Source organism: Rhizobium sp. P2_G9, from assembly GCF_056403475.1.
In genome coordinates, this window is the sequence record NZ_JBFUFK010000042.1 from 35,730 (window position 1) to 49,462 (window position 13,733).

Below are 13,733 nucleotides of genomic sequence, written 5' to 3' on the forward strand. Positions count from 1 at the left end.
ACGGAGATCATGAGACATGGCGGTTGTCGGAGACGTCGGCGAAAGCGCAGAGCCGGGCGGGGACCTGGTGCTCTGGGTTCTGGTGTGGTGCGAACTGGTCGCGTTCGGCGTCCTGCTCGGTGGCTTCATGGTGATGTCTTTCCTGCATCCGGAAAGCTTTGCTTTGGCAAAGCTGCATCTGAACGGCCGGCTGGCAAGCGTCAATACCCTTGTGCTGATCACCAGCGGTTGGCTTGCAGCGGAAGCAGCGCGTGCCAGGACCGAACGGATCATGCGGTTGGGGCTGCTTGGCGCGGCAGCACTGGGCTTCGTCTTCGCCAGCGTCAAGCTGGCCGAATATGGCGGCGAGCTGCGTTTTGTCGGAGACGCCACGTTCAATGCCTTCTTCGAACTCTATTTCATCATCACCGGCTTTCACCTCGCACATGTGGTGTTGCTCGGCCTTGTGATGCTGTTTGTTGTGCTCCGCCCGGAGCGTTCGAATGTCGCCCTGGTCGCCACCGTCTGGCACGTCGTTACCATCGTGTGGCTGGTCATTTTCCCCGTCGTCTATCTCGGATGAGCAAAATGCAGAACAACAACTCGACATGGCTGATGGGCAGCGCCACGGTATTGATGCTCGTCGCCGCGGTCGCCGCCCTGATTGCCGCGCAATGGAACCATGAGGCGCCTCCGTTCGCCGCACTGGGTGCGATCCTCGTCCTCTCGGTCGTGAAATCGCGCCTCGTGGTGATGGATTTCATGGGCCTGCGCGGCGTCCGTCCGACGCTGTCAGCCGCGCTCGTCGCCTGGCCGGCGTTCTTCGCTCTTGTCACCGCCGCAAAGGCCGCTTTCGCCGTCCTCGGCAATTGAAGAATAAGGGCGCTGTGGCGCTCGCTGTCTGTACCGGCGTAGTTGCAGCGGCTGGGTGTCAGCCGCTCATTTCATTCCGTGTCGGCAATCGACCCGCTTCTCTTAAACCGCGAAGCGTCCTCAGACAGGCGACCAATTGAGCGGCGAACAGGCGCCCGCGGCCGGCGTCCTCTTCATTTTTGGCGCGGTCGCCGATGTCGAGATACCAATCGAGCAGGTATTCGCTCAGTGGCAGTGCTTCGATGATCCTTGTGGGATCGATCTTGTAGGGCGGCCTGATGTTGAACGGATGCAGGGCGATGGATTCACCTCTTGCATGCGCCTCCCGCAGATGGTCTCGCAGAATCGTCGCCCCATTGGGCGAAATCGTCGCCACCATCGCCTTGATCTGACGGCGAAGCTCTTGCTCGAGGGCGTTCAGGGTCACCTTGGTGTCAGGACTGCCGGCTCTTTCGGCGTGAAAGGCCTTGCGGCGCTCTTTTCTGAGCGTCGAGACATGCCCCAATTCCTCCCTCGCCATTCGCTCGGCCGCGTCCTTGATCGCATCGGATTGAGCATGGGCCGAGACATAGGTCCAAAAGGCAAAGGCGCGTTCTTCATTGCGGACGGCTGTCGAAAAAGCGCGATAGGCGGACATCAATTCCGGCGCCACCGTTGCCGCACCTTCGTCCTGGAACAGGTCATGTGGAGCGGTGGCCGCGATGTCGATTTCCTCCCGGCCTGACGCGTGCCGCCATTCATCCACCTTGCTCAGATGTCCGGTTTCCTCCAGGACCAATGCATTGAATACCGCGGTGAGATCGGGCCGCCCCATCGCGCTCATGCGCCGGCTGAGCGCCTGATATCCTTCTATCGCCTCCCGCTCCATGGCGCGGGCGATGGCAAGCAATTGGTCGAGTGACGCAAGTTCCCAGGGATCGGGGTTTGTCGGCGACATCGCAATTCTCCCTTTGACATTCTTCGGCAGCGCCGCAGCGAGCGGCATGTCCATAGGTGTCGCAGAAGTTACGGTCGAAATATTTGTCTTGGGACAAAGACCGAATGCGCAAGTCGCCTAATTTCAAGCCCGACAGCGGGTCGAAATCGGGAGAAATGCAGGTCAATGCGGAATTCGGGAAAAACTTGGGCCATGAGGGTCGCGGGCATCCTGCTCGCCGCGGTCTGTGTTTCCCTCTTGATGTTATCATCGGCGTTCGCGGCGGGCCAACTGCCCGCCTATCTCGGCAAGGTTCAGCCGGCAGAACTGTTTCAGGGCGCCGATCGGTTCGGCGATGTCCGCGGCGAACCGCCCATTGCGCCGGTCTATCGCGGCCAGCAACTGGTCGGCTACGCCTATCTCAATTCCGACTTCACCAACTCGATCGGCTATTCTGGCAAGCCCATCCATATCGCCATCGGCATCGATCCAACGGGTGTCGTTCGCGGCTTCAAGCTCATCGATCATCACGAGCCGATCGTGCTGGTCGGCATACCCCAGGCCAAGGTGGTGGCCGCGGTGAACTCGATCGTCGGCAAGAACCTTGCAGGCGTCGCGGCGGGCACCGAGCATCCGCCGCAGGTCGACATCGTCAGCGGCGCCACCGTGACGGTGCTTGTCATGAGCGACAGCATCGTCCGGTCTGCGGTGTCGCTGATCCGGAGCGGCCGGCTGAACGAAAGCGGTGCGGTGACGGCCGTGGCCTCGCCGGATGTGCGGAAACTGGATCTGTCCAAGGACAAGGTGACCGACTGGCAGACTTTGCTGGGCGATGGTTCGATCCGCAGCCTGCATTTGACCGTCGGCGAAGTCTCGAAAGCCTTYCAGGACGCGAAGCACCCCGACGCAGCCACGCGCCCGGAAACGGCAAATCCCAACGACCATTTCATCGACCTCTATGTCGCGCCCGTCAGCGTTCCCGCGATCGGCAAGACGCTTCTCGGCGAAGACGCCTATCGGCGGCTGATGACAAACCTCAAGTCCGGCCAGTCGGCCATCCTCGTCGCCGGCGACGGAGCCTATTCGTTCAAAGGCTCGGCCTATGTCCGCGGCGGAATTTTCGATCGCATCGAGCTCCTGCAGAACGATCAGGGCGTGCGCTTCCGCGATCGCAATCACACGAGACTCGCAGGGCTCGCGCCTGCGGATGCCCCCCAATTGCGGGATGTCGACCTGTTCGTCGTGCCGGCCGAGTTTTCGCTCGACGTCACCGAGCCGTGGGAATTGCAGCTGCTCGTGCAGCGGAGCGTCGGCGCGCGCGACAAGCAATTCATCCCGTTCGACCTCGGATATACGCTTCCGGCAGCCTATTATACGGTGACGAAGGCGCCTGCGCCTGCGGTTCCGGTCGTAAAGCCTGCGGCCACCGATGCCATGCCGGATGAGCAGCCGCTGTGGATGCGCATCTGGAACATGGATCGCGTATCCGTCGCCATCACCGCCATTGCGCTCTTGATCCTCACCGCAATCTTCTTCTTCCAGGACTGGCTGGTCAAGCGGCCGCGGCTGTTCGCCTGGGTGCGCAACGGCTACTTGGTGTTCACCTTGGTCTGGCTTGGCTGGTATGCTGGCGCCCAGCTTTCGGTCGTCAATGTCCTGACATTCACCAACGCGCTGGTCACCAATTTCAGCTGGGAATTCTTTCTCGCTGCTCCTCTGATCTTCATCCTTTGGGCGGCGGTCGCGGCAGGCCTGTTGTTCTGGGGACGTGGGCCTTTCTGCGGCTGGCTTTGCCCGTTCGGCGCGCTGCAGGAGCTTCTCGGCAAGCTGGCCCAGCGCCTGAAAGTGCCTCAGGTCAAGCTGCCCTGGGGCCTGCACGAGCGGCTGTGGCCGATCAAGTACATCATCTTCCTCGGCCTGTTCGGCATGTCGTTCTACTCGATGTCCTATGCCGAGATGCTGTCCGAGGTGGAGCCGTTCAAGACCGCGATCGTGCTGAAATTCGTCCGCGACTGGCCGTTCGTCATATTCGCCGTCGCCCTCCTGATCGCCAGCCTGTTCATCGAGAGATTCTACTGCCGCTATCTCTGCCCTCTCGGCGCCGCACTCGCCATTCCCGGCCGCATCCGCATGTTCGAATGGCTGAAGCGCTATCCCGATTGCGGCTCGCCCTGCCAGCGCTGCTCGAAGGAATGCCCTGTCCAGGCGATCCATCCCGAGGGGCAGATCAATGTCAACGAGTGCATCTACTGCATGCATTGCCAGGAACTCTATCACGACGACCAGCGCTGCCCGCACATGATCCAGGTCCGGCTGAAACGCGAGAAATTCAAGGCGTTGTCGACCCCGGAATCGCGCGGCGAAAAGCCGACGCCACCAACCGTGATCACGCATAACGGCGAACCGATCACCCGCTCTTAAATCGGCGCCGGACATCGGGTCCGGGCCAAAATGAAGGAAGCAGGCATGTCAAACGAAGAGAAAGAACAACCAAAACTGAACAGACGGCAGCTGCTCGGCACGACCGCAGCCGCAGCCGCCGCTGGAGTCGCGACCGCAGGCGGTGCGCTGACGTTTTCGGGCGGCTTCGCGACACCCGTCAAGGCGGCGACCCGCTCCGGGCAGAGCGCCGAAGTCAAGCCGGGCGAACTGGACCAGTATTACACCTTCTTCTCGAGCGGCCAGTCAGGCGAGTTGCGTATCGTCGGTCTCCCGTCCATGCGGGAACTCATGCGCGTTCCGGTCTTCAACCGGTGCAGCGCCACGGGCTGGGGCCTGACCAATGAAAGCCGGAAGGTCCTGACCGAAGGCCTTCTGCCCCGCACGGTCGAACTCCTCAAAGATCGCGGCGGCGTCTATCACAACGGCGACCTTCACCACCCGCATCCGTCGTTCACCGACGGCACCTATGACGGCCGCTATCTGTTCGCCAACGACAAGGCCAATACGCGCGTCGCCCGCATTCGTCTCGACGTGATGAAATGCGACAAGATCATCGAACTGCCCAACCAGCACACCGTGCACGGTCTGCGCGTGCAGAAATATCCGCGGACCGGCTATGTGTTTGCCAACGGCGAAGACGGCGTGCCGCTGCCGAACGACGGCAAGGTGCTGGACGATCCCAAGCAGTACCGGGCGATCTTCAGCGCCATCGACGGCGATACGATGAAGATCGCCTGGCAGGTCATGGTCGACGGAAATCTCGACAATGTCGACGCCGACTACCAGGGCAAATACTGCTACGCCACCTGCTACAATTCCGAGAACGGCGTCAATCTGGCGGAGATGACGGCCAAGGACCAGGACTGGGTCGTGGTCTTCAACATCAAGCGGATCGAGGAAGCGGTCAAGAAGGGCGACTTCAAGGAGATGAACGGCGTGCCCGTCATCGACGGACGTCACGGCTCGCGCTACACCCGCTATATCCCGGTATCGAACGGTCCGCATGGCATGAACACCGCGCCGGATGGCATTCATGCCATGGCGGCGGGCAAGCTGTCGCCGACCGTCACGGTATTCGACCTGCGCAAGTTCGACGACCTGTTCGACGACAAGATCAAGCCGCGCGACACGGTCGTGGCCGAGCCGCAACTGGGTCTCGGACCGCTGCACACCGCTTTCGACGGCCGGGGCAATGCCTATACGACGCTCTTCCTCGATAGCCAGATCTGCAAGTGGAACATCGAGGACGCGATCCGCGCTTTCAACGGCGAAAAGGTCGATCCGATCCGCCAGAAGCTCGACGTCAGCTATCAGCCGGGCCACAATCACAGCTCGATGGGCCAGACCAAGGAAGCCGACGGCAAGTGGCTGCTGTCGCTCAACAAGTTCTCCAAGGACCGCTACCTCAATGTCGGCCCGCTCAAGCCGGAGAACGACCAGCTGATCGACATATCGGGCGATGAGATGGTGCTCGTGCACGACAGCCCGTCCTTCGCCGAGCCGCATGACGCCACGATCGTGCATGCCTCGAAGATCAACCCGATCAGCATCTGGAAGCGCGACGACCCGATGTTCGCCGACGCGGTCGAACAGGCCAAGAAGGACAAGATCGATCTGACGACGGATTCGGACGTCATCCGCGACGGCGACAAGGTCCGCGTCTACATGACGTCGTCGGCTCCCGCGTTTGGCCTCGAGTCCTTCAAGGTCAAGGAAGGCGACGAGGTTACCGTCTACGTCACCAATATCGACGAAGTCGAAGACCTGACTCACGGCTTTGCCATCATCAACTACGGCATCAACATGGAGGTCGCGCCGCAGGCCACGGCTTCGGTGACCTTCAAGGCGAGCAAGCCGGGCGTCTACTGGTACTATTGCAGCTGGTTCTGCCATGCCATGCACATGGAGATGAAGGGCCGGATGCTGGTCGAGCCGCAGTCGGCGTGATGGCGCGCGCGGCAATCATAACGATGGTGGCCCTCTGGGCCGCCGTCACCTCGTCCGCCGGAGCCGCGGACCGGATCGTCACGCCGTCGGATCGGCTGGCGCTGTCGGCCGTTGTCGAACAGGCGGCCGCTGGCGACCGCATCCTGCTCAGGCCGGGCAAGTATTGGGGCCGGATCGTCATCAAAAAGGCTCTGACCATCGAGGGCGACCCCGGCGCTGCAATCGTGGGCGACAATACCGGCACCGTGATCACCATTGACGCAGCCGGCGTCACCCTTCGCGGCCTCGACATCAGCGGTTCGGGCATGGACCTCGAAACTATGGATTCCGGCGTGTTTGCGACGCAGGCTGCGACAGGCGCGGTCATCGAGGACAATACCGTCACCGGCAATCTTTACGGCATTTATATCCACGGGGCGGCGAAGTCGTTTACCCGCCACAACAAGATCGTCGGTTTGAAGACGGCTCGCCTGAGCGAGTCGGGTAACGGCGTGGCCGTATGGAACGCTCCAGGAGCCGAGGTCGTCGACAACGACATCAGCTTCGGCCGCGACGGCGTCGCCACCAATGCCAGTAAGCACAATGTCTTCAGCGGCAACCGGTTCACCAATGTCCGCTTCGCCATTCATTACATGTACACCAACGACAGCGAGATCCGCGGCAACGTGTCGATCGGCAACCTGGTCGGCTACGCGATCATGTTCTCCAACCATCTCAAGATCGTCGGCAATCTGTCGGACGGCGACCGCGATCATGGACTGCTGCTGAATTTCGCCAACAACTCGCTCGTGACCGGCAATAGAATTCGGGGACACCTGCAGCCCGAAAGCCGCTGGGCGATGGCCGGCAACCGCGCCTCGCCGGATATGGTGACCGACAACACCTCGACGCAGAAAGAGGGGGACCAATCGGGTTTCCGCCCCGGCCCGGAAAAATGCGTCTTCATCTACAATGCCAACAAGAACCGCATCGTCGGCAACGAATTCAACGGCTGCGCCATCGGTATCCACTTCACGGCCGGTTCGGAAGGCAATGTCATCAGCGGCAACGCCTTCATCAACAACCGAACCCAGGTCAAATATGCCGGCACGCGCTATGTCGACTGGTCCGACAAGGGCAGGGGTAACTACTGGAGCGACGACCAGACCTTCGATCTGGACGGCGACGGCATCGGCGACAACCCCTATCGCCCGAACGATCTGGTGGACAAGGTGCTGTGGACGTCGCCGCAGGCCAAGGTGCTGACCACCAGTCCCGCGGTCCAGGTCATCCGGTGGGCGCAGGCGCAGTTCCCGGCCATCCTTCCCGGCGGCGTGACCGACAGCCACCCCTTGATGACACCTCCGGAAATCCAGGAGAAACAGCAATGACGAAACCCACGGTCGTCTTGTCCGGCGTGGCGAAGCGCTATGGAAATGTGGACGCGGTGAAGGATGTCTCCTTCACGCTCAACGAGGGCGAAACGGTGGCCCTTGTCGGCCATAACGGCGCGGGCAAGACCACGATCATCAAAATGCTGCTCGGGCTTATCCGTCCGTCCTCCGGCAGCGTCGAGGTGCTCGGAGAAGACCCCGCGAGAGGCGATTTCGCGGTGCGCCAGCGGCTCGGTTATCTGCCCGAAAGCGTGGCCTTCCATATGGCGTTGACCGGGCGCGAGACGCTGGCATTCTACGCTCGGCTCAAGCGGGTCGACATGGCCTACGCGCCGGAACTTCTTGACCGTGTCGGGCTTGCGCCTGAGGCGGCCGACCGCCCCGTGCGGACCTATTCGAAGGGCATGCGACAGCGATTGGGCCTCGCGCAGGCACTGCTCGGCCAACCGCGCATCCTGCTTCTGGACGAGCCGACGAGCGGCCTTGATCCTGCGCTGCGGCACAGGGTCTACGACGTTTTGGCGGAACTCCGCTCGACCGGGGCCACGATCCTGCTCTCCTCGCACGCTTTGTCGGAGCTCGAGGACCGCGCCGACCGTGTTGTGATCATCAACGAGGGCGTCAAGATTGCCGACGGCACATTGGATAGCCTGCGGGGCCTTGCCCGCCTGCCGACCCGCATCAGCCTGACATTGGCAGGCTGCGGTGCCGCCAGGAAACGGGAGTTTGGCGGCGTTGCCTGGACCGCCACGGGCGCCCACTCGATCGAGACCGAGGTGGCGATGGAAGACAAGATCGCGCTTCTGAAAGAGGTCACCGCCAACCCCGCCGATATCGCCGCCCTTCACGTGATGGAGCCGACATTGGACGACCTCTACGCGCATTTTCTGAACGCAAGGAAGGCCGCCCAATGATCAACATCCTCATCGTTGCCCGCAAGGAGATTCGCGAGGGTCTGCGCAATCGCTGGGTCGTCTCGACAACGCTGCTTCTCGCGGCGCTCGCGCTGACGCTCACCTTTCTCGGAAGCGCGCCGACGGGAAATGTCGGCGCCGACCCGCTCGACGTCGTCATTGTCAGCCTGTCGAGCCTGACGATCTTCCTCGTGCCGCTGATCGCGCTGCTCCTGTCGCATGACGCGATCGTCGGCGAGATGGAGCGGGGCACCATGCTGCTGCTCCTGAGTTATCCGGTCGGCAGGAACCAGGTCATCTTTGGAAAATTCCTCGGCCATGTCGCTATCCTGGGGTTTGCGACGCTTTTCGGTTACGGCGCTGCCGCAATTGCGCTGGTCGCGATGGGTGCGGATATCGATACCGGCAGTTGGACATCGTTCCTGTCCATGCTTGGCTCGTCCGTGCTGCTGGGTGCGGTCTTCCTGGCGGTTGGCTACCTCGTCAGCACGCTCGTCCGTGAACGCAGCACGGCGGGCGGCATTGCCATCGGCATATGGCTGGTCTTCGTCCTGATCTACGACATGGCGCTCCTGGGCGCGCTGGTTGCTGCGGGAGGTCATGCGCTTCCGGCAGGGCTTCTCGACGCGCTTCTGCTTCTCAATCCCGCCGATGCCTATCGCTTGCTGAACCTCGGGTCCGGCGGGGCGAGTGCGCTTTCGGGCATGGGCGGCATCGCCGAACATACCGGGCTTACAGCCACGGTTCTCATCGCTGCGCTCTGCCTGTGGACGGTTCTTCCGCTCGCGCTCGCCGCCGCGACCTTCTCAAGGAGAGAGCTATGAAATATTTCTGGATGCTGGCGCCGTTCCTGTCGGCGCTGCTGGTTGCCGGTTGCGACAATGAAGGGAAAGCCACGCCCCCGCCGCCCTTCGCCCTGACGGCCGATGCCGTCGGCCGATATTGCGGGATGAACGTGCTCGAACATGCCGGACCGAAGGGGCAGGTCATCCTCGATGCGAAAGTCGGGGAACCCATCTGGTTTTCGTCGGCGCGGGACACTTTGGCGTTCACCATGCTGCCGGAGGAACCGAAGGATTACGTCGCCATCTATGTCTCGGACATGGCCAAAGCGCCGAGCTGGGAAAAGCCGGGCACGACAAACTGGGTGGATGCGAGAAAGGCGTTCTACGTCATCGGCAGCACGATGCGCGGCAGCATGGGCAACGAAGAGACGGTGCCGTTCTCGATCCGCGATGCCGCGGCCAAGTTCGCGCTCAAGAATGGCGGGCGGGTCGTCACCTTCGACCAGGTGCCGCATGACTATGTCCTCGGCTCCGGCGCGGATACTCCCAAGGAAGATAACCCGGCCGCACCAGAGGTGAAGGGACAGAACAATGGCTAGAAACTTTAGCCGCCGCCGGGCGATCATGATCTTCGCGGCAATGGCCGGCTTGCCCTTGTTGTCCCGCGCACGGGCGGCGACGGCTCCGGCACCGGTCACATGGGCCGGGCAGGCGCTTGGCGCGCCGGCGACGTTGGTCTTGAACCACGTCGACAGAGTAGCGGGCAACCGGCTGATCGAGCGTGTCACCGCCGAAGTATCACGCCTGGAGGCGATCTTCAGCCTCTATCGAGAAGATTCGGCCATTTCCATCCTCAACAAGGCCGGTGTTCTGGTCGCCCCTACGCCGGAAATGGTCTCGCTGCTTCGTTCTTGCCGCCGCTTCTGGAACGAAAGCGCCGGCGCGTTCGACCCGACCGTCCAACCGCTCTGGACCCTTTACCGGGATCATTTCACCGCCCCGAACCCTGATCCTTCCGGACCGCTCGCATCGGAAATAGGCCGAGTGCTGACGCGCGTCGGTTTCGACGCCGTGGCGTTCGACAATGACCGTGTCGTCCTCCCTAAGGGAGCGGCGTTGACGCTTAACGGCGTCGCCCAAGGCTTCATAACCGACCGGATCGTCGATCTCTTGCGCGACGCCGGGGTGACGAGCAGCCTTGTGGATATGGGCGAGGACCGCGCCATCGGCGCCAAGGCGGATGGCAGCCCGTGGAGGGTCGGCCTCGCGGAACATGAAGACGATGCTCACCCCGACCAGATTCTCGACATTGTTGACCGGGCAGTCGCCACGTCCAGCGCCGAGGGTTTTCATTTTGACGACGCGGGGCGGTTCGGTCACATCCTCGATCCGCGTGACGGCAGCGCACCGACGCTCTACAGGCGGATGAGCGTCGTGGCCGACGATGCGACGACAGCCGACGCGATGTCGACTGCGTTCACCTTGATGGACGAAGATGCGATCGCGTCCGTGGTCGATGCCTCTCCCGCTCTCACGGCCGACTTCGTCAATGCCAGCGGTGTTCACAGGCGCTTGACGGCACGTGCCTGACGCCCGCCATGTCGCCCATAACTGTCGTCAGCTCTTCCTATTGTCGATGGCCAAGGCGCCGGGGCCGGCGATGAAAAGAAAAAGGAAGGTGAAGCAGAACAGGATAGCGGCATCGCCGCCGTTGTTGGCGGGGAAGAAGTTCTGCGGATTATGAACCATGAAATAGGCGACTGCCATATTGCCCGACAGGAGGAAGGCGGCGGGGCGGGTGAGAAGCCCAAGTGCGATCAAGAGACCGCCAACGGCTTCGAGTACACCCTGGACAAGAAACAAGGTTGGAAGCGGTCCGCCCTGGCCACCCACCGGAAAGCCGAACAGCTTTTGGGTGCCATGCTCGAGGTAAAGAAGTCCGGTCATGAGGCGGAGGGCTGTCAGGGCGTAGGGCCAATATACGCTGAGCCGGTCGAAAAGAAGCATGGAGGTCTCCTGGTTGGTATTCCGGGCGATGTTTCGGTCGCCCGGGGGGTTGACAAAGTCGATGCTCAAAATCCGCTATTGATCTCTGTGGGCTGACGTTGCTCGCCGAGCGTTTCAGTATCCCACCGTAATGCGTTCACGCAGATGCTGCCCGTGTTCGAGCTCATCCACGATGGCGACAGCCATGTCTTCGAAAGACAGACTGGTTGGCGCTCCGGCCACCATCAGCATGTGGTCCTTGCCTTGGCGGAACGTTCCGGTCCGCTCGCCGGCGGTGAAAAAGCGCGGCGGCGAGATGAAGGTCCAGTCGAGGTTGTCGGTCTTTCTCAAGCCTTCGAGCAGGTCTTTTCCCTTCAGCGAATTCGGCCGGGCAGCTTCTGGGAAGCCAGGCTGGTCGGTTTCCTCGATACCGTCTGGGTGGATGAGGCTGCCGGCCCCGCCAACGACGAGGTAGCGTCTGACGCCGGAATCGAGGATCGCCGGCAACAGGATATCCGGCGGCAGATCGAGAAATCGGACCGAACTGATGACGGCATCATGGCCACGGACGGCATCGGCAATCTGTTCCCGGCTGCCGTCGATGCCCTTGGCGGTGACGCCAGCCGATTGTGGAACGCGACCGGCGTTGCGCACGACCGCGGTGACCGTGTGGCCGCATGCGACCAATTCGGTCAGAACACGCGAGCCGGCTTTGCCGGTGGCGCCGATCAGGGCGACTTTCATGCAAACCTCCTCCTCATCGGTAGATCGCAAGCGGCATTATTGCTTGGTTGACCAACCAATAAACCAGAACGGCGGGAAATGCGAATTCGTAAAAGCGATACCGCCGATCCGAAAAATCGATTTCTGCACCTTCGCTTGGGCGCCTAGCTTGTGGCGGATCCATCTTTCACTGACGAGGCGCTATGCAAGTCGATTCAGAGCCGGCACTCCCCGACATCCGCCGGATCGTCACCGGTCATCGCCCGGACGGCGCTTCCTGCATTGCCTCGAATGGTCCGCTGTCCCTGGTGCAAAGGCTGGAGGCGATTCCGGGCACGGTCTTTCACGAAATATGGTCGACGGAAGGCATGCCGGCGCCGGTCGGCAATGGCGATGATCCGACGCTCGCCGGGCTCATGTTGCCGCCGCCACGGCATGGCACCCGTATCCGCATCGTCGATATTCCGCCAGACACCGAGGATTTTTTGAAAAACGGCGCCGCCCGAATGCAGGCGGCCTTTGCCTCTATCGGCGAGGCGAGTGCTTCGACGGTCAGGGCCGGATCGCCGCATCCGCTCATGCACCGCACGCAATCGATCGACTACGGCATCGTTCTGTCGGGCGAACTGGTTTTGGTTCTGGATGCGGAGGAGGTGACGCTCGGCATCGGCTCGGTCGTCGTCCAACGCGGAACCAATCATGCGTGGGCCAATCGATCGGACAGGGTCTGCCGGATGCTGTTCGTGCTGATCGACGGGGCCTATGCGCCCGAAATTGCTGCCAGCCTGGAGGGGCGCTGATGCCGGATCCAAACGAACTTTTCGGCCTTCACGGAAAGACGGCCCTGATCACCGGCGCCGGTGGAGGGCTCGGACAGGCGATCGCCGACCTCTTCGCCGGTGCCGGCGCTGAGCTGATCCTGACCGACCAGACGTTTGCGCATGCCGAGGCCGCGGCGTCATCGATCCGAGTCCGGGGTACCGCCATCAGGACTTTTGGACTGGATCTCGGCGATATTCCAGCACTGCGCTCTGCGGCGCTCGATATGGTCAATGAGGGCGATGTGCCCGATGTGCTGGTCCTGAATGCCGGCATGCAGGGACCGGCCGGCCCGATCAGCGACGTGACCGAGGCCGAATGGCATCGCGTGATGACCGTCAATCTCGCCAGTGCCCATGCGCTGACATCGGCTTTCGCCCCGGCCATGGCACGCCGCGGCGGCGGCAGCATCATCTTGATGGCCAGCATTGCGGCACTGCGCGGCAATAAGGCGATCGGCCTCTACGGGCTGTCGAAGGCAGCGCTGGCGCAGCTGGCGCGCAATCTCGCGGTCGAATGGGGACCGCTCAATATCCGTGCCAATGCCATCGCCCCAGGTCTGATCCGCACGCCGCTGGCGCGCGAACTGATGGCCAATTCGAGTTTCATGGTACGGCGGCTGTCGATGACGCCGCTCCGGCGTGTCGGCGAGCCGCATGAAATCGCCGGCGTTGCGCTCATGCTGGCCAGTGACGCCGGCGCCTTCATCACCGGCGAGACGCTGGTCGTGGATGGCGGAACCCTGATCTCCGACGGATCATGATTTCTTCGGCGAGCGGCGGAAGATGAAGGGGATGAGCTGAAAGAACATTTTCGGTCCAAGAAGCTTGAGGCCGGCGCGTGCCTCCTCCGGCGTCAGCTTCGCCACCATCGGCATGGCGCCAAAAATCTTGCCGCGGATCACCAGTTCGCCGTCCTCGATCGACACTTTGCGGACGGCCATCAGTTCCTTGTTCTGCGCGTCGAGAAACTTCAT

At 62.1% G+C, this 13,733-nt stretch carries 15 protein-coding genes; 11 read left to right on the forward strand and 4 right to left on the reverse strand.

Annotation, left to right across the window (positions count from 1 at the left end):
- Positions 1-16 precede the first annotated feature (16 nt).
- Both AC1DYF_RS29435 and AC1DYF_RS29440 read left to right on the forward strand, forming a co-directional pair.
- The gene (locus AC1DYF_RS29435) at positions 17-562 is read left to right on the forward strand and encodes a cytochrome c oxidase subunit 3 (protein ID WP_477881027.1); all 546 of its coding nucleotides are present in this window, start codon (positions 17-19) and stop codon (positions 560-562) included.
- A gap of 5 nt (positions 563-567) precedes the next feature.
- Complete coding sequence (locus tag AC1DYF_RS29440) at positions 568-852, forward strand: cytochrome C oxidase subunit IV family protein (RefSeq protein ID WP_477881029.1); 285 nt, start codon at positions 568-570, stop codon at positions 850-852.
- Between the two features lie 58 nt (positions 853-910).
- Here the strand turns inward: AC1DYF_RS29440 and AC1DYF_RS29445 are convergent, their stop codons facing one another.
- Positions 911-1,789 (reverse strand): ferritin-like domain-containing protein, encoded by an 879-nt coding sequence (locus AC1DYF_RS29445; protein ID WP_477881030.1) that lies wholly within the window; start codon positions 1,787-1,789, stop codon positions 911-913.
- Between the two features lie 192 nt (positions 1,790-1,981).
- Here AC1DYF_RS29445 and AC1DYF_RS29450 point away from each other — a divergent pair, with 192 nt between their 5' ends.
- From AC1DYF_RS29450 to AC1DYF_RS29480, 7 genes are read left to right on the forward strand one after another with little or no spacing between them, the layout of a single operon-like run.
- Positions 1,982-4,189 (forward strand): 4Fe-4S binding protein, encoded by a 2,208-nt coding sequence (locus tag AC1DYF_RS29450; RefSeq protein ID WP_477881032.1) that lies wholly within the window; start codon positions 1,982-1,984, stop codon positions 4,187-4,189.
- A gap of 45 nt (positions 4,190-4,234) precedes the next feature.
- Positions 4,235-6,157, forward strand: coding sequence for a TAT-dependent nitrous-oxide reductase (gene nosZ, locus AC1DYF_RS29455; protein ID WP_477881034.1), 1,923 nt, complete (start codon positions 4,235-4,237; stop codon positions 6,155-6,157).
- The gene (locus AC1DYF_RS29460) at positions 6,157-7,527 is read left to right on the forward strand and encodes a nitrous oxide reductase family maturation protein NosD (RefSeq protein WP_477881035.1); all 1,371 of its coding nucleotides are present in this window, start codon (positions 6,157-6,159) and stop codon (positions 7,525-7,527) included. Before nosZ ends, AC1DYF_RS29460 begins: the two co-directional genes overlap by 1 nt.
- A complete protein-coding gene (locus tag AC1DYF_RS29465) occupies positions 7,524-8,444 on the forward strand; it encodes an ABC transporter ATP-binding protein (protein ID WP_477881037.1) in 921 nt (306 codons plus the stop codon). The genes AC1DYF_RS29460 and AC1DYF_RS29465 overlap by 4 nt, the downstream gene beginning before the upstream one ends.
- Positions 8,441-9,268, forward strand: a complete 828-nt coding sequence (locus tag AC1DYF_RS29470) for an ABC transporter permease (protein ID WP_477881039.1) — start codon at positions 8,441-8,443, stop codon at positions 9,266-9,268. The genes AC1DYF_RS29465 and AC1DYF_RS29470 overlap by 4 nt, the downstream gene beginning before the upstream one ends.
- Positions 9,265-9,828, forward strand: coding sequence for a nitrous oxide reductase accessory protein NosL (locus AC1DYF_RS29475; RefSeq protein ID WP_477881041.1), 564 nt, complete (start codon positions 9,265-9,267; stop codon positions 9,826-9,828). Before AC1DYF_RS29470 ends, AC1DYF_RS29475 begins: the two co-directional genes overlap by 4 nt.
- Entirely contained in the window at positions 9,821-10,819 is a 999-nt protein-coding gene (locus AC1DYF_RS29480; RefSeq protein ID WP_477881043.1) for an FAD:protein FMN transferase, read from the forward strand. Before AC1DYF_RS29475 ends, AC1DYF_RS29480 begins: the two co-directional genes overlap by 8 nt.
- 27 nt (positions 10,820-10,846) lie before the next feature.
- Here the strand turns inward: AC1DYF_RS29480 and AC1DYF_RS29485 are convergent, their stop codons facing one another.
- Both AC1DYF_RS29485 and AC1DYF_RS29490 read right to left on the reverse strand, forming a co-directional pair.
- Positions 10,847-11,236: a DoxX family protein gene (locus AC1DYF_RS29485; protein ID WP_477881044.1), complete on the reverse strand. Its 390-nt coding sequence runs from the start codon at positions 11,234-11,236 to the stop codon at positions 10,847-10,849.
- A 114-nt stretch (positions 11,237-11,350) separates the two neighbouring features.
- On the reverse strand, positions 11,351-11,959 hold the full coding sequence (locus AC1DYF_RS29490) for an NAD(P)-dependent oxidoreductase (protein ID WP_477881046.1): 609 nt from the start codon (positions 11,957-11,959) through the stop codon (positions 11,351-11,353).
- Positions 11,960-12,141: 182 nt separating this feature from the next.
- On the opposite strand from AC1DYF_RS29490, the gene AC1DYF_RS29495 reads away from it, so the two are divergent.
- Both AC1DYF_RS29495 and AC1DYF_RS29500 read left to right on the forward strand, forming a co-directional pair.
- Positions 12,142-12,738 (forward strand): cupin domain-containing protein, encoded by a 597-nt coding sequence (locus AC1DYF_RS29495; protein ID WP_477881048.1) that lies wholly within the window; start codon positions 12,142-12,144, stop codon positions 12,736-12,738.
- Positions 12,738-13,520 carry an SDR family NAD(P)-dependent oxidoreductase gene (locus AC1DYF_RS29500; protein ID WP_477881050.1) on the forward strand — a complete coding sequence of 261 codons (783 nt, stop codon included), beginning with the start codon at positions 12,738-12,740 and terminating at the stop codon, positions 13,518-13,520. The genes AC1DYF_RS29495 and AC1DYF_RS29500 overlap by 1 nt, the downstream gene beginning before the upstream one ends.
- On the opposite strand, the gene AC1DYF_RS29505 is transcribed toward AC1DYF_RS29500, so the two are convergent.
- Complete coding sequence (locus AC1DYF_RS29505; protein WP_477881051.1) at positions 13,515-13,733, reverse strand: hypothetical protein; 219 nt, start codon at positions 13,731-13,733, stop codon at positions 13,515-13,517. The two genes, AC1DYF_RS29500 and AC1DYF_RS29505, sit on opposite strands and share 6 nt — an antisense overlap.